The following is a 21,529-nucleotide window of genomic DNA, read 5'->3' on the forward strand; positions in this document are numbered from 1 at the left end:
TGCGCCTTCCGGGCGCAAGCAGGGAATAGTCCCTTATAGGGACAGAGCAAGCCACCCGCTAAGCGGGTGGTCTTGACTTTAAGTAGTTGTTGGAACACTGCTATAATAAAAGTAATAAAAAAATCCGAAGTCATCAGACCTCGGAAACCCTTGAATTTAAAGGAAATATCGGGGCAACAGGATTTGAACCTGCGACCTCACGGCCCCCAGCCGTGCGCGCTACCAAGCTACGCCATACCCCGTAACGAAAAAGATTATAACAGAAATTGATTATAAATGCAACAGCTTTTTATTTATAAAAAAGAGGTGAAGTCCTGAGATATTCAGGGACAACACCTCTTTATAGAATGGTATTTATGCCAGCTTATTCAGTTTTTCGATAATATCTGTAAGTTCTTCCCTTGAAAAATCGCCGAAACTCATTAATGCACGTAATGGCATGGAATCGGTCATGGCCTGGGTCATTTCTTCGGAGATGGCTTCGGATGCGGCTTCAGAAGCAGTTTCTTCTCCGCCATTTAAAGAGAGAAGATATTTCTTTGTGAGATCTTTGGCGGTGTCTGCAGTTTTTGGATTGCGGAACAGTTCGCCGAGGGTTGTGTTCATATGGATGTGCATTGGGATTTCCTGGCTGCTGTTCATATGAATGGTTTCTGAAAGACGGATGTCTCTGGAAGAAGCACCAATGAGGATTTCATAATCACCACTTGCCACAAACCAGTCGTGTATTCCGGTGTGATACCATGCAAAACTGCGGTTATCCAGTGTCATGGTGACGGTTTTGGTTTCACCTGGATTCAGAGAAATTTTTTCGAAACCTTTCAGTTCTTTCACCGGGCGGATAGCAGAACCTGTCAGATCTTTTACATAAAGCTGTACAATCTCTTTTCCTGCCACATTTCCTGTGTTTGTGATATCTACAGATACGGTGACTGTATCTTTTTCAGTGGGATTCACACTGGAAATTCTGAGGTTGTCATAAGCAAAGGAGGTGTAAGAAAGACCATACCCGAACGGGAAAGCAACCTCCATCTCTTTGGTATCATAATAACGGTATCCTACGAATACACCTTCACGGTATTCTACTTTTTCTCCACCGCCGAAATTCAGGTAGGAAGGATTATCTGCCAGTTTCAGAGGCATGGTTTCAGCCAGTTTTCCGCTTGGATTTACTTTTCCGTACAGGATATTTGCAACAGCGGCACCACCTGCCTGTCCGCCAAGATATGCTTCCAGAAGACCCTTTACATCGGAAAGCCAAGGCATTTCCACAGGAGAGCCGTTGTGGAGAACGATTACGGCATTCGGCTGCACCTTAAGGATTTCAGCAATAAGACGGTTCTGGCATTCCGGGAGTCTCATATGAGAACGGTCGTATCCCTCGGATTCGAAACTGTCCGGAAGACCGGCAAAGATTACAACTTTATCTGCGTTGCCGGCTGTTTTTAATGCTTCTGCGGCAAGGGTGTCATCATAAAGATCTCTGTCTGCCGGGAAACCTTCCGCATAAATGACCTGAGCATCAGAAGGAACCGAGTCAAAAGCATTTGTAACTTTGAAGCAGTTAATGTGAGAACTTCCACCGCCCTGGAAACGAGGTTTTTTGGCAAAGCCGCCAATGAAAGCGACTTTTTCGGAAGCTTTCAGAGGAAGGATGTCATCCGCATTTTTCAGAAGAACCATGGACTCTTCTGCAATGTGGCGCGCTTCTTCGTGATCTTTTTTCATGGTAAATTCCTGTGGGGCACGATGATCCGCATACTCAAAAACAATACGGAGAATGCGTTCTACAGCCTGATTGAGAATTTCTTCTTTCAGGGTACCGTTTTTGACTGCTTCAACAATCAGGGCATCGTTTGCGCCGCCGGAAGAAGGCATCTCCAGTTCCAGTCCTGCTTCCAGGCCTTTCACACGGTCATTGACTGCACCCCAGTCAGACATCACGTAACCTTTAAATCCCCAGTCTCCTCGAAGTACATCTGTAAGAAGCCATTTGTTTTCAGATGCAAAGGTTCCGTTAATCTGGTTATAAGAGCACATAAAGGTATATGGCTGTGCTTTTTTTACAGCAGTTTCAAAAGCAGGAAAATAAATTTCACGGAGAGTTCTTTCGTCTGCCTCAGAAGAGTTGCTCATACGATGGTATTCCTGGTTGTTTGCGGCAAAATGTTTGATGGAAGTTCCTACGTGCTGGGACTGTACACCATTTACAAATGCGGCGGCAATTTCACCGGCAAGATATGGATCTTCAGAATAATATTCAAAGTTTCTTCCGCAAAGAGGGGAACGTTTGATATTTACTGCAGGTCCAAGAACCACCGATACATCGTTGGCTTGAGCTTCTTTTCCGATGGTTTCACCCATTTCTTCCATCAGTTTCCGGTCAAAGGAGCAGGCGCTTAAAGCTGCAGGAGGGAAGCAGACAGCTTTGATACTGTCATTCATTCCAAGATGGTCGCCTTTGTCATCCTGCTTGCGAAGTCCGTGAGGGCCGTCGCTGACCATTACTTCCGGAATTCCAAGACGGTCTACATGTTTCAGGTGCCAGAAATCAAGGCCGGAGCACATGCCTGCTTTTTCTTCCAGGGTCATCTGGCTTACGATTTTTTTTAAATCACGTTCCATAAAATATTACCTCCGAATGTTGTTCTTAATATGGACTATAGCATTTTTTAGTGATAAAATATAATAAAATATTGTCATAAATCATAAAATTTTGCAATAATTTCCAGGGGTTACGGAGATGAAAGAAGACATATTAGAGAAAGAAAAAACAGCCGCGTTGCTGGCAGAAAACAGAGGAGAAGCTGCGTTGTTTCAGAGAAGAGAAAATTTACAGAAACATACTTCCTATGCCAGTGAACGAATGCAGTATGAGGCAATAAAAAACGGACAGGTGGAACGTATCCGTTCTGTTATGCAGAGAGAGCCGGATGGAACTCCGGGAATTCTTTCGAAAGACCAGCTCCGCAACAGCAAAAATATGTTTATTGCAGGTATTACGTTGTTTACCAGAGCTGCAATTGAAGGAGGAGTTCCGGAAGAAACTGCATATTCTCTCAGTGACGGGTATATTCAGACAGTCGAGGAATGTGCAGACAGGGATTCCATAGAAAAACTTTCTGCAAAGGCGGCAGAACGTTTTGCACAGGAAGTCAGGAAGTACGGAAATCCCAGTTACAGCAGGGCAATGGAATGTGCGGTTAGGTACATTCATCTTCATCTTCATAATCCGATTACTCTGGAAGAGGTAAGTAAAGCTGCCGGAATCAGTTCCTCCTACCTTTCCCGCACATTTCGAAAAGAGACAGGAATGTCCATGGTGGACTATATTCAGAAACAGAGGATTGAGGCGGCCTGTAATATGCTTTCCTATTCCGATTATACAGCCTCGCAGATCGGAGAATATCTCTGTTTTTCAAATCAGAGTTATTTTATCCGAATTTTTAAAAAGTTTACGGGTATGACACCTGCGAAATACCGAAAATACTCAGTACGGGGAAGAATAAAATCCCATTGACAAATTTACTGTAACGTGTTATCCTAATACCAGTTTCAAAAAGAGAAATGCATAGATGAGGAATAGTACACATCGAACGGAGCACAGAGAGCTGCTGGCCGGTGAGAAGCAGTGGAAGGGATTTGTGGAACTCGCCTCGGAGCATCTGCCCGAAATCTCATCCGAGAGAGTAGACGCAGACGGTGTCCGCCGTTATCCGGAGAGGATATAAGGATGTTTTTGCATTCCGTATCTGTCAAGTGTGTGAATTTTTATTCATGAAATAAGAGTGGTACCGCGTAGGACAGCAGTTGTCTTTCGTCTCTTGCAGGATTTGCAGAGTCGGAAGATTTTTTTATGTCATAATACAAAATGAAATTGCAGAAACAAAAGAAAATTAATGGAAGAGAAAATGGAGGAAAACGAAAATGATGACACCATCCAAGTACAAACGTCAGTATTACATGCCGCCGGTGAAATGTATGAAATGGGCGGAGAAGGAATATGTGGATAAGGCCCCGATCTGGTGCTCTGTAGACCTTCGTGACGGAAATCAGGCACTTGTAATTCCGATGAGTCTGGAGCAGAAGGTTGAGTTTTTCAAACTTCTTGTACAGATCGGTTTTAAAGAGATTGAGGTTGGTTTCCCGGCTGCTTCCGAGACCGAGTATGAGTTTCTTCGTACCCTGATTGAACAGAACCTGATTCCTGAGGATGTTACCATTCAGGTACTGACCCAGGCAAGAGAACATATCATCCGCAAAACTTTTGAGGCTGTAAAAGGTGCTCCGAAGGCAATTGTTCATGTATACAATTCCACATCTGTTTCTCAGAGAGAGCAGGTATTTAAAAAATCCAAAGAAGAAATCCTGAAAATTGCAGTAGATGGCGCAGCTCTTCTGAAAAAACTTGCAGATGAGACAGAAGGTAACTTCCAGTTTGAATACAGCCCGGAGAGTTTTACAGGAACAGAGCCGGAATATGCGCTGGAAGTCTGCAACGCAGTTCTGGATGTATGGCAGCCAACAGAAGATAACAAGGCAATCATCAACCTGCCTGTTACAGTTGAACATTCTATGCCGCATGTCTATGCAAGCCAGGTAGAATACATGTGTGACAATCTGAAATACCGTGAAAATGTAATTGTTTCCCTTCATCCTCATAATGATCGTGGATGTGGTGTTGCAGATTCTGAGATGGGACTTCTTGCTGGCGCTGATCGAATTGAGGGAACTCTGTTCGGAAACGGTGAGCGTACCGGTAATGTGGATATTGTGACACTGGGTATGAATATGTACTCCCAGGGTGTGGATCCGAAGATTGATTTCTCTGATATGCCACATATCTGTGAGGTTTATGAGAAATGTACAGGAATGCAGATTTATGAGAGAAGCCCGTACAGTGGAGCTCTTGTATTTGCGGCATTTTCCGGATCGCATCAGGATGCTATCGCAAAAGGTATGCACTGGAGAGAAAACGGAGATCTGGAACACTGGACAGTTCCGTATCTTCCGATCGATCCGACAGACGTTGGAAGAAATTACGATGCGGATGTTATCCGTATCAACAGCCAGTCCGGAAAAGGCGGCGTAGGCTATATTCTGGAAACAAAATTCGGCCTGAATCTTCCTCCGAAAATGCGCGAAGCTATGGGTTATGCAGCGAAAGCAGTATCCGATCACAAACACAAAGAGCTTCATCCGGACGAAATCTTCAGCCTGTTCAAATCTACCTTCGAAAATGTGGTTGAGCCATACAGCATTAACGAGGTTCATTTCCAGCAGAAAGACGGTGGCATTGTGACTCAGGTTACTTCTATATTCCATGGAAAAACGATTGTTACAGAGGCTACCGGAAATGGTCGTCTTGATGCGGTAAGCAATGCACTGAAGAAAGCTTATGAACTGAAATATACACTGGAAACCTATCAGGAGCATGCGCTGGAGCGCAGTTCCACATCCAAAGCGATTGCTTATGTGGGAATCCGTAAACCAGATGGTACTCTTGCATGGGGTGCTGGCGTTGATTCGGATATCATCCGTGCTTCCATTGATGCACTGGTAACAGCCATCAATAATCGATAAGAAATCGGCTGTAAAAAAAGAAGCTGCCACAAAAAGCAGCTTCTTTTTTTTCGTACAGATGATATAATAAGCCGGAATCCGAAAAAACAGTGAGTATGAGGTATAACATGAATAATACGAAAAAAAGCAGAAAAACTTTCCGGATGTCCGAAGATCTGAAGGATATTTTAAAATGTGTACTAATCTGGGGAATAATCCTGATTTTTGCATCATACCTTCTGGCAGATGCGGAAATTCTTGGAAATGTGAAGCAGCAGGAAAGACCGGAAACTTCTGTAATGATTGGTGCCGGAAGTAACTTGGAAAAAGATTTTATCTGCCAGACCAGTCGGCTTTCTGGAGTGGAATTGTTTCTTTCTACAGAAAGTGCGTCTGTTACCGGAACTTTTCGTGTAACGATTTATCAGGATAAAGAAGAAATTCAGAGCTGGCAGGTAAACCGTCTGACCATATCCACAGGAGATACCACATATTTTCGACTGGATCAGAGACTTTCAGATTGTAAGGACCAGAAATTCCGGATTGTTCTGGACGGAGCAGAGGGTGATACCGGAGTGGCAGCAGGGGTGACAGGGGGAGAAAACGGGATACAGATACTTGCGTACCGTAGTATTTCCCGGCCATTTCCAAAAGCGCTTGTCCTTATGGTCATAGCAGCGGCAGCAGCAGTGATGCTGGTAATCTTTACATTTTTGAAAAAGAAAAAAATCCGGACAGAAGTGCTGTTTGCTATTGTTTATCTTTTTATGAGCATCAGTACTCTGGCGGCGATTCCGGCATTTAATTCTCCGGATGAATACAGTCATTTCCTGAGAAGCTATGAAGTTTCCAGGGGGTATCTGACTTCGGAAGGAAACGGAGGTAATGATCTTTTTTCCTATGGAAGAACCTTCGACAGTGGGCTGATTCCTGATTTTTCCTCCAAGGAACATGTGTCTTTGTGGGATATCGGAGGAAAGATAAACCAGCATATAAATACAGAAAAAACACAGTTCTACGGATTTGGAAATACAGCTCTTTATGCGCCTACTTCCTATCTGCCACAGGCTGTGGGAATCCGTATTGCGGATTTTTTCACAGATCGGCCGTTTGTTCTGGCTTATGGAGGTAGAATTGCTAATATGCTCTGTTTTGGGTTGATCTTTTTCCTGGCAATTCATTTTACACCGGTGGGTAAAAATTTTATTGCTTTTCTGGGACTTGTGCCCATAAATATTCAATCTGCGAACTCTATGTCCGCAGATGCACTTGCACTGGCTCTGACAGTGGCTATGGTGGTGTTTGTGCTGTATATGCGCTACAGCAAAAAAAAGGTAATGAGAAAATGGCAGCTGGGACTGATGTATATACTGACCGGTTTTCTGTGCCTGTGCAAAGTTGTTTATATGCCATTTTGCCTTCTTCTGTTTCTCATTCCGAAGGAAAGGTTTCGAAGCAGAAAAAATTACTGGTTTCATGTGGTGTGTGCAGGTGCCATGATCCTGATTTTGAGTTTTGGCTGGCTTGCCATTGCGTCCAGGTATCTCTGCGAGTCTCAGCCGGGAGTGGATACGGCTGCCCAGCTTACGGGAATTCTGAAAAATCCGGTGACTTTTGTATTTACATTTGTGCGGAGCCTGGATGCATTTGGAACTGCTTATCTTACGGAAATGATGGGAAGCAATCTTGGATGGCTGAATATTCCGGTCTGCAATCTTCTGGCAGTGGGATATCTTCTGATTCTGGTACTGCAGGTTTCAAGAAATAATGATATGTCGGAAATTCATCTGGATCTGCCGGCAAAAGTTGCGCTGGGTGGTGTCTGTGTTCTTGTTTTCGGGCTGACTTTTGTCACGCTGTATGGTCAATGGACCGCTTATGGATACGATAAAATTCTGGGGGTTCAGGGGCGTTATTTTCTTCCACTTCTTCTGCCATTGATTCTTGCGTTGAAGCCGAAAAAGTTTGCGGCAGGTGAGGATGGAACACCATGGGGACTTTTTCTGGGAGCCTGGAGTATTGATCTGTGCGTTTACGCCACACTTTTTGTGCAGGCATTATGTCAGTACAGATGAGTTTGTCGATTATGGTCAGGCGAAAAATCTTGACTGCTTAAACGGGTGATATTATAATCGGCTTAAGCACTTGAATAAAAGTAAACAGAAAAAACTGTTCTGACAGAAAAAAAGGGACAGATAGAGATACGTTTTTGGAGAAATGAAAGAAAAACATTGGACAAAAACGTACCTGCTATCTGTCTTTTTATTTTCCTAAAAAGTGGATAGATCTGTGGATAACTGGTCATTTGGATGTGGAACCAATGTGGAAGGAGTGTGGATAATTCATAAATAACGTTATTGTGGCTGAAAATGGGCAAAAAAGCTTGACATATCGCACTTTATTAAATATAATTTTCTTATACATTACAGAAATGTTACAAACGTGTAAACAAAGAAAGGAAAATGTAACGCAGGGAATAAAATTATGAAAGTTAAGAAAGATTTACGGGAAACTGAAGAAGCGCAGGATGAACGTAAAAATGGAAAAACAGGAGGAAATTCCGTGCGCGGTTTTGCGATGCTGACAGTATGTGCAGTTCTGGCAATGGTAATTTCTCTGGGAACAAGAGTATTTACGGAAAGTGGAAGCGGAAATAAAGTTTATGCTGCTTCCGATGCGAAAACTGCCTATTCGGATGAAGAAGTGGCTGTGCCTACCGGAATTGCCGGAGTGGTTTCCGGGGTCTCGGATACACCATCTTCAGGAAGCACGGTAACCAGAATTGGAAGTTCCTGTGAACAGGTGATTGTGGGTCAGAGAGTACAGACTGTAAAAAATACCACTGCAGATCTCAATGTAAGTACCTCCATGGAAAACAAAGTAAATGAGCTGGATGCAAGATCCATTACTCTGGCCGAAAATCCCACACTGATGTCAGATGAAGACTATGACACACTTCTGCGGATTGTGGAGGCAGAAGCCGGAAGTGAGGATATCAAGGGACGGGTACTGGTAGCGAATGTGATTATGAACCGCGTAAAAAACGATGATTTTCCGGGTACCGTAACGGAAGTTGTCTGGGACAACAGTGACGGGGTTCCGCAGTTTTCACCTACTTATGATGGAAGAATTAATGAAGTTACCGTTTCGGACGAAACAAGGGAAGCGGTAAAGCAGGCGCTGAAGGGAACCGATTATTCGGAAGGTGCATTGTTTTTTATTCAGAAATCCGCAGCAGAAGCGCATAACGTTAAATGGTTTGAAAAAGATCTCAAGAAACTTTTTAAATATGGAGTTCATGAATTTTACACATATAAATAAAAAATGCTGATACAGCTTAAGAACCGCCGGCAGATAAAAGAAGCCGACGGTTTCTTTTTAAAAACAATTTCAGGTTTTTTTTAAAGTGGTGGCATTTTCCATAATTCCATGCTATAATGTGATAACGTTAGAAAGAAAACGAATATTTTACAATAGAAAGGCGGAACACCAATGCAGGTATTGTACAAAAGCACCAGAGGAAAAGAGCAGGCAGTTACAGCGTCAATGGCCATACTGAAAGGCCTTTCTGAGGACGGCGGACTGTTCGTGCCTGAGCGCATTCCACAGCTGGATGTACCAATGGACAAACTGGCTCAGATGACTTACCAGGAGACAGCATACGAGGTAATGAGCCGTTTCCTCACAGATTTTACAGAGGAAGAGCTTAAGAACTGTATCAACAAGGCGTATGACAGTAAATTTGATACAGAGAAGATTGCTCCCCTTCATGAAGCAGATGGAGCATATTTCCTGGAGCTGTTCCACGGCGCAACAATTGCATTTAAGGATATGGCACTTTCCATCCTTCCTCATCTGATGACAACTGCAGCGAAGAAGAACAATGTGAAAAACGAAATCGTAATTCTTACCGCAACATCCGGAGATACCGGCAAGGCTGCCATGGCAGGTTTTGCAGATGTACCGGGAACCAGGATCATCGTATTCTATCCGAAACATGGTGTCAGCCCGATCCAGGAGAAACAGATGGTAACCCAGAAGGGAGCCAATACTTATGTGGTAGGTATTACCGGAAACTTCGATGATGCTCAGACTGCTGTTAAGAAGATGTTTAATGATCACGAGATGGCAGCAGAACTGGATCAGGCAGGATTCCAGTTTTCCTCCGCAAACTCTATCAATATCGGACGACTTGTTCCGCAGATCGTATATTATGTATATGCTTATGCATCACTGGTGCGCGACGGCAAGATCAAAGATGGCCAGGAGATCAATGTGGTAGTTCCTACCGGTAACTTTGGAAATATTCTTGCTGCATACTATGCAAAACAGATGGGACTTCCGATCCACAAACTGATCTGTGCATCCAATGAGAACCGTGTTCTTTATGATTTCTTCCGCACAGGAACTTATGACAGAAAGAGAGATTTCATTCTTACAACTTCTCCTTCCATGGACATCCTGATTTCCAGTAACCTGGAGAGACTGATCTATCGTCTTACAGGAGAGAACGCTGAGAAATGTGCAGAGCTTATGAAATCTTTAAGTGAGGGCGGCGAATATACCATCACAGATGAGATGAAAGCACAGCTTGGAGATTTCTATGGTAATTTCTGCAGTGAGAAAGAGACCGCAGATGCCATCAGCGAGATTTATAAAGACAGCAATTATGTAATTGATACACATACTGCAGTTGCCGCAGGCGTATATAAGAAATATGTAAGTGAAACAGAGGATCATCTTCCAACTGTTATCGCTTCTACCGCAAGTCCATATAAATTCACAAGAAGTGTCATGGATGCGCTTGGGGAAGATCATAAAGATCTGGATGATTTTGGCCTGGTAGATGCATTATCCGCACTTTCAAAAGTACCGGTTCCGCGTGCTGTTGAGGAGATCCGTACCGCACCGGTTCTTCATGACAGAGTGGTAGATGCAGTGGATATGCCAGCCGCAGTAAGAGATATTCTTAACATTAAATAATAAAAATCAGTAAGAATGTGTATTTTCTGTTGAAAAAGCACAAATACTGGTTTATAATAAAAACAACGAAAAACCGAATCCTGGAATGTTCGATCCCCCTTTTCTTTTTGAACCTACATTGACATTTTGGGAATCCAAAATCGCAGGTTGGATGTCAGACCTCACGTCGTGGTAGGCAGAAGACACTGTTGAGGATACCCACCTAGCATCTGCTAGGCGTCAAAAATAAGGGAACGGCATCCCGGGATTAATCGGTTAAAGACATAGAGCCGGTTGATGGCTCTTTTTTCATATATGGGAGGAATTATAGCATGAGTGTTTCTGAGAGAAAATTTGGGACACTTCCTACAGGGGAAGAAGTAAAGATCTATCATCTCGAGAATAAAAAAGGTGCCTATGCAGAGGTACTTCAGTATGGCGCAATTCTGGTGAAGGTATGTGTACCGGATAGGAATGGAGAATTGAAGGATGTAGTTCTGGGATATGACGATATGGAAGCTTACGAAGTGAATGGCTGCTTTTTCGGTGCGATCATCGGAAGAAGTGGAAACCGTATCGAAAATTCCAGATTTTTTATTGATGATAAAGAAGTAATCCTTACAGAGAATGAGAATCATAACAATCTGCACAGCGGTCCCAATGGCTTTGAGAAGAAACTCTGGGAAGTAAAAGAAATTTCCCAGGATAAGAACAGCGTGGATTTCTTCCGCATCAGCCCGGATGGAGAGAATGGATTCCCGGGAGAATTTTCGGTTATTGTGAAATATGAATTTACCGAGGAAAATGAGCTGAAGATTTTTTACAGAGGACGTTCTGACGCAGCTACCGTTGCCAATATGACCAACCATTCCTATTTTAATCTGAACGGAGAAGGCAGCGGAGATGTGCTTGACCAGGAAGTATGCATTCATGCGAAATATTTTACTCCTGTGAAAGACAGTCAGTCCATTCCTACCGGTGAGTATGCGCCGGTAGCAGGAACTCCGATGGATTTTAATGTTTCCAAACCAATCGGCAGAGATATTGAGGCTGATTTTGAGCAGCTGAAGTTTACAGGCGGTTATGACCATAACTATGTAACAGACAATTATGCAAAGGGTAATGTCCGTTCTATTGCTAGTGCATACTGTAAGGAATCCGGCATTGGAATGGAAGTTTCTTCCGACTGCCCGGGTGTGCAGTTTTATGCAGGTAACTTTGTCAAGGATGAGAAGGGTAAGAATGGCCATGTTTATCATGAACGCCATGGATTCTGCCTGGAAACACAGGTGGAGCCAAATGCGGTAAATGTGGAGGATTTCCATTCTCCGATCCTGCGTCCTGGTGAAGAATACAGTTCAGAGACGGTTTACCGTTTCTTTGTGAAATGACAGATAAACAGAATTAAAAGAGGTGTAATAAAGCAATGCAGATACGTGTGGCAGAAGAGAGAGATGCGGCAGCACTGGCAGAAATTTATTCCTACTACGTAGAAAAAACGGCAATTACATTTGAATATGAGACGCCGTCTACAGAGGAATTTACGGAGCGGATTCATAACATAAAAGAAAAATATCCATACATTGTGGCAGAAGAGAACGGAGAAATCCTGGGATATGCCTATGGCTCCGCTTTTCATCCGAGAGCTGCTTATGGCTGGTGCGCCGAGATGTCCATCTATGTGAAACATGAGCGAAGGGGCAGCGGCGCAGGCGGAAGGCTCTACCGTGCCCTGGAAAGTCTTCTTGCGGAGATGGGAGTCCTGAACCTGAACGCCTGTATTGCAGTTGCACCAAAAGAAGATGAATATCTGACCAATGCCAGTGTGGAGTTCCATAAACATTTTGGATATAAACGAGTGGGAGAGTTCCACAGATGCGGATATAAATTCAACCGCTGGTATAATATGGTATGGATGGAAAAGATGATCGGCGAACATAAAACGGTACAGCCGGAAGTAAAAGCTTTTCCGGAAATCCAGAATAAGATTGGCTTTGAACGGTTTTCCTGGTAAAAAAGAAACTTGAGGGGGTCAGCATGGACGAGGAAAAGAAAAATGTAATCCAGCTCATGCTGGGGTTTGTGCGAAGGGCAAACGGAGATCATGTCAGCGCATATGCAGCGCAGGCGGCATACTTTCTGATCATGTCATTTATCCCGTTTATCCTTTTTCTCACAACACTGATCCGTTACACACCATTAAGCTATAATGTGGTCCGGGATGCCATTGTCGGTTTTGTGCCCGGAAATCTGCAGACTTTTGTGCTGAGCATTGTAGTGGAAGTATACAAAAGAAGCACGGCGATCGTGCCGTTGTCCGCCCTGATGGCACTCTGGGCATCCGGAAAGGGAATGCAGGCTATTATTAACGGCCTGAATACCATTTATCATGTAAAAGAAACACGAAACTGGCTGACGAACCGGATCTATTCGGTTTTTTATATGCTGCTGTTTGTGCTGGCGATCATTGTTACCCTTCTGGTTCTGGTCCTTGGTAACCGAATTCAGGTAGCTGCACAGAAAACTATTCCGATCCTGGGGAGACTGATGGCAAAAATTATGGGAGCCCGGACATTGCTGGTGTTTGCCGTATTGTTTGTAGTATTTCTGGTGCTTTATAAAGTGCTTCCCAACCGGAAGGCGACCTTTAAAAGCCAGCTTCCCGGAGCCTTTATTATTGCCACGGCATGGCTGATCTTTTCCTATGGATTTTCTCTGTATTTTGAATTTTTTCCGAATTTCGGAAATATGTATGGAAGCCTGACTGCACTGATCATGGTGATGCTGTGGCTGTATGTGTGTATGAACCTGATCCTTTACGGCGCAGAGATCAATGCATACTTCGAAAATGAATTTCGAAAAGCCCAGAAATCTGTAAAAACTCTTCTTTCAAAGAAAGAAAATGAGAAAAACAGTTCCAAAGAATCCTGACTTTGCGCTTGACAGAAAGCGGACCTTGTGGCATAGTATTAAAAGACAGAAAAGCTGTGAAGGTGTTTATAGAGGATCATTTTCTCACAGAGAAGGGAAGTCACCGGCTGTAAGCTTCCCCGGGTTCAGATGGTTCTTGAATTTCCCACCGGAGCTTCCTCTCTGAAGTAACAGTAGGAGATGACGTACGTTGCGCGTTAAGCAGATAAGAGGTGCCCGTGATTTTTTTTTCATGGGAAACTGGGTGGTACCGCGGATATTCCGTCCCTTTTATAAGGGACGGTTTTTTTATTGCCCGTATCTGAATTTTCAGGGCGGGTGGCGTATCATTTGATTATTTTAATTAAAGGAGAAATAGACCATGGATATGAAAGAAAGACTTCAGGAACTGGCTGAGAATGCCAGAAAACGGATCGAGGAATCCGAGGGCCTGGACAAGCTGAATGATGTGCGTGTTGCATATCTTGGAAAAAAAGGTGAGCTTACCGCAATCTTAAAAGGTATGAAAGATGTTGCTCCGGAAGAGCGTCCGAAAGTTGGTCAGCTTGTCAATGAGACAAGAGCTAAGATCGAGGAACTTCTGGAAGCTTCCAAGAAAGATTTCGAGGAGAAAGTCCGCGAGGAAAAAATGAAGGCCGAAGTGATCGATGTAACACTTCCTGCAAAGAAAGCAAAAATTGGTCATCGTCATCCGAACACCATCGCTCTGGAAGAAGTTGAGCGTATTTTCATCGGAATGGGATATGAGGTTGTAGAAGGTCCGGAAGTTGAGTATGCGGACTATAACTTTACAAAACTGAATATTCCGGAGAACCATCCGGCCAGAGACGAGCAGGATACCTTCTTTATCAACGATTCCATTCTGCTTCGTTCCCAGACATCACCGGTTCAGGCACGTGAGATGGAAAAAGGCAAACTTCCGATCCGTATGATCGCACCTGGCCGTGTGTTCCGTTCTGATGAAGTAGATGCAACACATTCTCCTTCTTTCCATCAGATCGAAGGTCTTGTTATTGACAAGAACGTTACTTTTGCAGACCTTAAGGGAACCCTTCAGGAGTTCGCAAAAGAGCTGTTCGGACCGGAGACAAAGACAAAATTCCGTCCGCATCATTTCCCGTTTACAGAGCCAAGTGCTGAGGTTGATGTTTCCTGCTTCAAATGTGGCGGAAAAGGCTGCCGTTTCTGTAAAGGTTCCGGCTGGATTGAAATCCTTGGCTGTGGTATGGTTCATCCGAATGTTCTCCGTATGTGTGGAATTGATCCGGATGAGTACACAGGATTTGCTTTTGGTGTAGGTCTGGAGCGTATTGCACTTCTGAAATATGAGATTGACGATATGCGTCTTCTCTATGAGAACGACAGCAGATTCCTGAAACAGTTCTAAAACAGCTGAAGATCTTTATAGTAAATATAGAAAAAAGAAGGGACAACCAAAATGAATACTTCATTATCTTGGATTAAAACATATGTGCCGGATCTGGATGTAACGGCACAGGAATATACAGATGCCATGACATTAACAGGCACAAAGGTAGAGGGCTTTACAGAGCTGGATGCAGATCTTGACAAGATCGTGATCGGCCAGATCGACAAGATTGAGAAACATCCGGATGCAGATAAACTGATCATCTGCCAGGTAAATATCGGAACAGAGAGCGTACAGATCGTAACAGGTGCTCCGAATGTAAAAGAGGGAGACAAAGTTCCAGTTGTTCTTGACGGCGGACGTGTTGCAGGCGGCCACGACGGAAAAATGACTCCTGGTGGAATCAAGATCAAAAAAGGTAAACTCCGCGGCGTTGAGTCCTGTGGTATGATGTGCTCTATCGAGGAGCTCGGAAGCACAAGAGAGATGTACCCGGAAGCACCGGAATACGGCATCTATATTTTCCCGGAGGACGCAGTTGTAGGTGAGAGCGCTATTAAAGCACTTGGCCTTGACGATGTGGTATTTGAGTATGAGATCACTTCCAACCGTGTAGACTGCTACGGTGTTCTTGGAATCGCAAGAGAGGCAGCAGCAACCTTCCAGAAGAAATTCTGCCCGCCAGTTGTAGAAGTTAAGGGAAATGATGAAAAAGCTTCCGACTATGTAAAAGTTACTGTACAGGATCCTGAGCTTTGCCCGCGTTACTGTGCAAGAGTTGTAAAAAATGTCAAGATCGGTCCGTCTCCGAAGTGGATGCAGAGATGCCTGGCTTCTAATGGAATCCGTCCGATCAATAACCTGGTTGATATTACAAACTATGTAATGGAAGAGTTTGGCCAGCCAATGCATGCGTATGACCTGGATACCATCGCAAACAGAGAGATCGTTGTGCGCCGTGCAGGAAAAGATGAGAAATTCGTCACACTGGATGGCCAGGAGCGTACCATGGATGAGAATGTTCTGATGATCTGTGACGGTGAGAAAGCTGTCGGCATTGCCGGTATCATGGGTGGCGAGAACTCCATGATCACAGACGATGTAAAAACCGTTCTTTTTGAGGCAGCATGCTTCGATGGAACCAGCATCCGTCTTTCTTCTAAGAGAATCGGCCTTCGTACAGATGCTTCCGGTAAATTTGAGAAAGGTCTTGACCCGAATAACGCACAGGCTGCTATTGACCGTGCATGCCAGCTGATGGAAGAGCTTGGTGCCGGTGAAGTTGTAGGCGGAATGGTTGATGTCTGCAGCGAGACAAGAGAGCCGTCCAGAGTAAAATTTGAGCCGGAGAAGATCAACAAACTTCTTGGAACCAACCTTACAAAAGAAGAGATGATCGGTTATCTCGGACGTGTAGAGCTGGCTTATGATGCGGAAACAGACGAGATCGTTGCACCGACATTCCGTCAGGATATCCACTGCAATGCAGATGTTGCAGAGGAGGTTGCAAGATTCTACGGCTATGATAAGATCCCGATGACACTTCCTACCGGAGAGGCTACCACAGGTAAGCTTCCATTCAAGCTTCGTATCCAGGAAGTCGCAAGAGATATTGCAGAGTACTGCGGATTCTCAGAGGGAATGTCCTATTCTTTCGAAAGCCCGAAGGTATTTGACAAGCTCTGCATTCCGAAGGACAGTGATCTTCGAAAAGTCATCACCATCAGTAATCCTCTTGGAGAGGACTACAGCATCATGCGTACAAGCACACTGAACGGTATGCTGGCATCCCTTTCCACAAACTACAACAGACGTAACAAAGATGTTCGTCTCTACGAACTTGGAAATATTTATCTTCCGAAGTCCCTTCCGATCACAGAGCTTCCGGATGAGCGTACTATGTTTACACTTGGAATGTATGGAAACGGCGATTTCTTCGATATGAAGGGTGTATGCGAGGAGTTCTTCGAGAAGATCGGAATGAAGAAAAAAGTTACCTACGATCCGAACAGCGAGAAGCCATTCCTTCATCCTGGAAGACAGGCAAACATGATCTACGAGGGTAAAGTTGTCGGATACTTAGGTGAGGTTCACCCATCTGTTGCAGACAATTACTCCATCGGAGAGAAAGCATATATCGCAGTGATCGATATCCTGGATATTCTGGAATTTGCAGGCTTCAACCACAAATACACCGGAATCGCAAAATATCCGGCTGTAACACGTGACTTAAGCCTTGTAGTTCCTCATGCAGTTCTTGCCGGTCAGATCGAGGAGATCTTTGACCAGAGAGGCGGAAATATTCTGGAGAGCTATCAGCTGTTCGATATCTATGAGGGAGCACAGATCGAGAAAGGTTTCAAATCCATGGCTTATTCTCTGGTATTCCGTGCTCATGATAAGACTCTTGGCGAGAATGAGATTTCTGCAGTAACGAAGAAAATCATGAATGGCCTCAACGGACTTGGAATCGAGCTGAGAAGCTGATGCTGATCTATATTGTAAGACATGGCCTGACAGAGTGGAATAAATTAAAAAAACTTCAGGGCGCCGCAGATGTGCCTCTTGCGAAAGAAGGGATTCTTCTTGCGAAAAAAACCGGAGAAGCTCTCCAAGGTGTGAAGTTTGATATTTGCTTTACAAGTCCGCTTTCAAGGGCAAAACAGACAGCAGAATGTGTCTTGGGAGAACGTGATATTCCCATCATACCGGATAAACGGATCCAGGAGATTAATTTTGGCGTGCTGGAAGGGAATCAGGTAAGAGATGCCGAGGGCAATTACATTGATCCGCAGATCGAGACTTTTTTCCGTGATCCGGTGAAGTTCAAGCGACCGGAAAACGGGGAGGATATTTTTGATGTGATCGCCCGGACAAAAGAGTTCTGGGATGAAAAAATATCTGATCCGGATCTTGCGGATAAAACGATTCTGATTGCGTCTCACGGATGTGCGGTTCGGGCGCTTCTTCAGAATGTAGATCCTGATCCGGAGAATTTCTGGAGAGGTTCTGTTCCACCAAATTGCTGTGTCAACCTTGTGGAAGTGAAAAATGGAAAGACAACACTTCTGGAAGAAGATAAAGTTTACGCATAAAAAATAAGGAAAAACGCAGAATAACTGTAATGGTTGTTCTGCGTTTTTTAGTGAAAAATATACAGGTTACGATTGACTAATCGGGATAAATTGAGATAAAATATACAAAAGAAACAAAGGATTCAGAAAAATAAAAGTTAAACTCTCCTAATCGTATAAAAATGCAGAATTGCGTTGAAATTATTTAGATATAAGTAAGTAGCGAATACTATTGTCTGCTTGATGGAGAGAGAATAATTGCTGACAGTGACGTGACACAGGAAATGGGGTGAGTATATGCAGTCATTAAATGAAACAAAAGCAGGGGAAATCTGTACCATCAAGTGGATGACCGGAATGCCGGAAATCATGGATCAGATCAGACAGTATGATGTCAGCGAGGGAAAGACCGTACAGATCATAAGCAGGATCCTTGGCGGAGTGATCGTAGGTGTTCAGGGACACAGGATCCTGATCAGTGACGATGCAGCCTGTCGTATAAAAGTATAAAAGGGCGAAAGGACAATTTCTTTTGATGGGATTGTCCTTTTTTGTTGTTTTGGGAATGTGGTTATGATAGTATGATAAAAAAGAAAACTTTTTTCAAAAATAAATAAGGGGAGGCAGATTATGGGAAAAAAGTTTATGAATACAGTGCTGTTTCTGCTTGTTGCAGTGGCAGCAGCGACTCTGACCGCTTATGTGGGAAAGGGTTCCGGAAATGTATTGTTTTATAATTTTGCATTTCTGGGAGTCATGGTGATTATTTATGCTGTCGGACTTTTTGCTGGGCTGTACAGAATGGATAATCTGACGGCTGCGCTGAAACATGGGGCCGGTGAGATTACCGATGTGTTCCAGCTTCCGGGAAGGGCGAAGAAGGAAGAAATCGGACAGTTACGAGGGATTTTTGGTGACCGGTATCTGGATAAAAAGATGGATGATTTTGTAGACAGCATCAGTCGTACAGAAGAGGGAATCGCTGAGGTTGAAGATTTCGTAAATATCGATGATGTGGATGTCCATATTCACAAAAGGCTTTTGGAAATGGCACCGGATATTTTTACAAGTCTTGGTATTCTTGGAACATTTATTGGTCTTGTCTGGGGACTGAAAAACTTTCAACCTACAGATTATGAGGTGATGACAACTTCTGTATCTGCCCTTGTTGATGGTATAAAAGTAGCCTTTCTTACTTCGATTTATGGTGTTGCGCTTTCTGTTGTGTACACATTTGGAATGAAGAGTGGGTATTCGTCCATGTCCCAGGCAATGCAGGATTTTCTGGATCGTTTTCATGCTCTGGTATTGCCCACTGCGGAGAATGAGTCCTGGAATCTTCTGGTTTCCAGCCAGAAGACTCAGACAGAAGCCATGAAACAGATGGCAGAACAGTTTTCTGTGCAGATGGCGGACAGCTTTGAAAAAGTTATCACACCTACGTTCCAGAAGATGAACGATTCTCTGGATGTACTTACTGCATCTGTGACCAAGGGACAGCAGGATGCGATCAGGGAGATTTTGGATTCGTTTTTGAGTGAGATGCACGGATCTTTTCAGCTGCAGTTTGAGGATTTCAATGATGCACTGGTTGAACTTAAGAAGGCGCAGAAAGATAATACAGAATACACGTCAGAGCTGTATAAAACGATGAGCAGCCAGTTAAGTGAGACTTTTACGAAACAGGAACGTGCCATGCGTGACGCAATTGCGGAAATTGACGAGATGCAGAGTAAATATATGAAGACTGCAGACCGGATTATCCGTGATAACCAGATGATTCAGCAGCTCCAGAAGCGGGATTATGAGAAACTGGCAGAGCACATGCATGAGAATGAAAAAGCTTCCGCAGATTTATGGAAATCCTGTAATGAGTCCATGCGCCAGTATGTGGACAGTGCCGCAGAGGGAATGAAGACTGCCGCAGATTCAAATAAGATCAGCGCGGAACTTTTACGGGAGGATAAGAAGCTGATTGAGAGTTTTGAGACGAAACTGAACGAGTTTACAGAGAGTCAGAAAATGGTAAACAGTACTCTGGATGAAGTTCGCAGGCTTCTTTCCGAGATTAAGACTGCAAAGAACAACCGGGATATTCATCTTGTTGCGGGACAGCCATGGGGATACGGTGGCAGCGCCGGGGTACAGGAACTGAAAGATAAACTTACCAGTCTTGAAGATCTTCTGGATGGTCAGGGAGCGAGACAGGAGGCTCTTCTTGATGAGATCGAGAGAAGTATCCGTGAAATGACGAAAGTAGCCCAGAAAGGGCGCTTTGGCTTGTTTAAATAAGAAGAGAGGAATTGTTAATGCACAAAAAAAGAAGGCCGGAGGATCACGGGTTTAATATCTGGCGCTCTTATTCAGACATGATGGCGGGTGTTTTACTGCTTTTTGTACTGATCATGTGTGTGACTCTTTTTCAGGCACAGAAGAGTTATAATGACAGTCTGAAGGAACGGGATGAAAAAATTGCTCTTCAGGAAAAGTATACGGAGGAGCTTCTTGAAAAACAGAGTGCGCTGGATAAGCAGGCAGGAACGTTAAAGAGTCAGGATGAGCAGATCAAGTCCAAAGATGAACAGATCAAGTCGCAGGATGAGGAACTGACTTCTCTGGCAGAGAAACTTGAGGAACAGCAGAAGACACTAGAGGAGCAGCAAAAGAAGCTTACAGAGCAGGAGAAAAAGCTGGCTTCCCAGAAGAAGAAACTTGCAAAACAGCAGGATACGCTGGAAGAGCAGCAGTCTGCGCTGGATGAAAAGACGGAGCTTTTGAATACGCAGCAGGAAAAGATTGATAAGATTATTGGTGTGAAGGCTGATGTTGTGGAGGCTTTGCAGAAGGAGTTTGCCAAGAAAAACCTGAATGTGGATATTGATTCTCAGACGGGTGCGCTGACGTTGAATGCCAGTGTTATGTTTGATTATGACCAGGCGGAACTGACAGATTCCGGTAAACGGACGTTGTCTATGGTGCTTCCTACATATTGTAAGGTGCTGCTGAATGATTCTTATAAGAAGTATCTGGGTGAGATCATTATTGATGGTTATACGGATACGGATGGAGATTACAGTTATAACCTGGAACTGTCACAGAAGAGGTCTCTGGCGGTGGCTCAGTATCTTCTGGATATCAAGAGTGATTTTCTGAAGGATGCACAGGTTCAGGAACTGCAGGATTGTCTGACGGTTAATGGTCATTCTATGTCGGATCCGGTTCTGGATGCGGATGGAAATGTGGATAAGGATGCTTCTAGGCGTGTGGAGGTGAAGTTCCGTTTGAAGGATGAGGAGATGATCCAGGAGCTGAATAAGATTATGCAGGGGGATGCTTCTGCGAGTGTGGATGAGACAGCGACGGAGTCGGGGAAGGATTCTGGTAGTGGGAAGACTAGTGGTAAGAAAAATTGAATTGTGATTGAGGGAAGTCTCAGGCTGTTTGGATATGGCCCGGGGCTTTTTTTGTTTGGGGAGGGGAGAGAAAGGCGGACGCCAGAGGGAGAGGATATTGGTTCGGGCAAGGACTTTGTCGTGGGGATACAACTAGGGTTCCGTGAGATGGCTAAAAGCATTGCGGCAGGGCCAGAACTCGCCGTTGGCTCAAACAGCTGACCCTGCCGCAATAACGC

15 protein-coding genes, 1 tRNA gene, 1 other RNA gene and 2 other annotated features are annotated in these 21,529 nt (G+C 44.1%); of the genes, 15 read left to right on the forward strand and 2 right to left on the reverse strand.

The annotated features are described in order from the left end of the window. Positions 1-168: 168 nt before the first annotated feature. Positions 169-242 (reverse strand) — tRNA-Pro (locus GPK88_RS06730). Positions 243-354: 112 nt separating this feature from the next. Further along, positions 355-2,625: a glycoside hydrolase family 3 C-terminal domain-containing protein gene (locus GPK88_RS06735; protein WP_173763127.1), complete on the reverse strand. Its 2,271-nt coding sequence runs from the start codon at positions 2,623-2,625 to the stop codon at positions 355-357. Positions 2,626-2,743: 118 nt separating this feature from the next. Here GPK88_RS06735 and GPK88_RS06740 point away from each other — a divergent pair, with 118 nt between their 5' ends. From GPK88_RS06740 to GPK88_RS06810, 15 genes are all read left to right on the forward strand, one after another. Then, positions 2,744-3,520: a helix-turn-helix domain-containing protein gene (locus GPK88_RS06740; RefSeq protein ID WP_173763126.1), complete on the forward strand. Its 777-nt coding sequence runs from the start codon at positions 2,744-2,746 to the stop codon at positions 3,518-3,520. Positions 3,521-3,563: 43 nt separating this feature from the next. Beyond that, positions 3,564-3,828: a binding site (T-box leader), on the forward strand. A gap of 99 nt (positions 3,829-3,927) precedes the next feature. Then, the gene (locus GPK88_RS06745) at positions 3,928-5,583 is read left to right on the forward strand and encodes a 2-isopropylmalate synthase (protein ID WP_173763125.1); all 1,656 of its coding nucleotides are present in this window, start codon (positions 3,928-3,930) and stop codon (positions 5,581-5,583) included. Between the two features lie 107 nt (positions 5,584-5,690). Further along, complete coding sequence (locus GPK88_RS06750; RefSeq protein ID WP_173772540.1) at positions 5,691-7,637, forward strand: DUF2142 domain-containing protein; 1,947 nt, start codon at positions 5,691-5,693, stop codon at positions 7,635-7,637. A 409-nt stretch (positions 7,638-8,046) separates the two neighbouring features. After that, positions 8,047-8,883: a cell wall hydrolase gene (locus GPK88_RS06755; RefSeq protein WP_173763123.1), complete on the forward strand. Its 837-nt coding sequence runs from the start codon at positions 8,047-8,049 to the stop codon at positions 8,881-8,883. A gap of 171 nt (positions 8,884-9,054) precedes the next feature. Then, the gene (thrC, locus tag GPK88_RS06760; RefSeq protein ID WP_148448631.1) at positions 9,055-10,545 is read left to right on the forward strand and encodes a threonine synthase; all 1,491 of its coding nucleotides are present in this window, start codon (positions 9,055-9,057) and stop codon (positions 10,543-10,545) included. A 74-nt stretch (positions 10,546-10,619) separates the two neighbouring features. After that, positions 10,620-10,797: non-coding RNA, 6S RNA (gene ssrS / locus GPK88_RS06765), on the forward strand. A 59-nt stretch (positions 10,798-10,856) separates the two neighbouring features. Next, on the forward strand, positions 10,857-11,915 hold the full coding sequence (locus GPK88_RS06770) for an aldose epimerase family protein (protein ID WP_148448633.1): 1,059 nt from the start codon (positions 10,857-10,859) through the stop codon (positions 11,913-11,915). A gap of 35 nt (positions 11,916-11,950) precedes the next feature. Then, positions 11,951-12,538, forward strand: a complete 588-nt coding sequence (locus GPK88_RS06775) for a GNAT family N-acetyltransferase (protein WP_174096194.1) — start codon at positions 11,951-11,953, stop codon at positions 12,536-12,538. 23 nt (positions 12,539-12,561) lie between these two features. After that, positions 12,562-13,455, forward strand: a complete 894-nt coding sequence (locus GPK88_RS06780) for a YihY/virulence factor BrkB family protein (RefSeq protein ID WP_148448637.1) — start codon at positions 12,562-12,564, stop codon at positions 13,453-13,455. A 47-nt stretch (positions 13,456-13,502) separates the two neighbouring features. After that, positions 13,503-13,727 (forward strand) — a binding site (T-box leader). A gap of 95 nt (positions 13,728-13,822) precedes the next feature. Then, a complete protein-coding gene (pheS, locus tag GPK88_RS06785) occupies positions 13,823-14,842 on the forward strand; it encodes a phenylalanine--tRNA ligase subunit alpha (protein ID WP_118064244.1) in 1,020 nt (339 codons plus the stop codon). A gap of 51 nt (positions 14,843-14,893) precedes the next feature. After that, positions 14,894-17,311, forward strand: a complete 2,418-nt coding sequence (gene pheT, locus GPK88_RS06790) for a phenylalanine--tRNA ligase subunit beta (protein WP_215707624.1) — start codon at positions 14,894-14,896, stop codon at positions 17,309-17,311. Then, positions 17,311-17,919: a histidine phosphatase family protein gene (locus GPK88_RS06795; RefSeq protein ID WP_173763122.1), complete on the forward strand. Its 609-nt coding sequence runs from the start codon at positions 17,311-17,313 to the stop codon at positions 17,917-17,919. Before pheT ends, GPK88_RS06795 begins: the two co-directional genes overlap by 1 nt. 276 nt (positions 17,920-18,195) lie before the next feature. Beyond that, positions 18,196-18,408 (forward strand): ferrous iron transport protein A, encoded by a 213-nt coding sequence (locus tag GPK88_RS06800; RefSeq protein WP_148448643.1) that lies wholly within the window; start codon positions 18,196-18,198, stop codon positions 18,406-18,408. Positions 18,409-18,528: 120 nt separating this feature from the next. Then, the gene (locus GPK88_RS06805) at positions 18,529-20,190 is read left to right on the forward strand and encodes an anti-phage protein ZorA-like protein (protein ID WP_148448645.1); all 1,662 of its coding nucleotides are present in this window, start codon (positions 18,529-18,531) and stop codon (positions 20,188-20,190) included. A 17-nt stretch (positions 20,191-20,207) separates the two neighbouring features. Next, a complete protein-coding gene (locus GPK88_RS06810) occupies positions 20,208-21,311 on the forward strand; it encodes an OmpA family protein (RefSeq protein ID WP_148448647.1) in 1,104 nt (367 codons plus the stop codon). Positions 21,312-21,529 lie beyond the last annotated feature (218 nt).

Origin of the sequence: Blautia sp. MCC269, assembly GCF_018785655.1 — a bacterium.
In the GTDB taxonomy this organism is placed as follows: Bacteria; Bacillota; Clostridia; order Lachnospirales; family Lachnospiraceae; genus Blautia_A.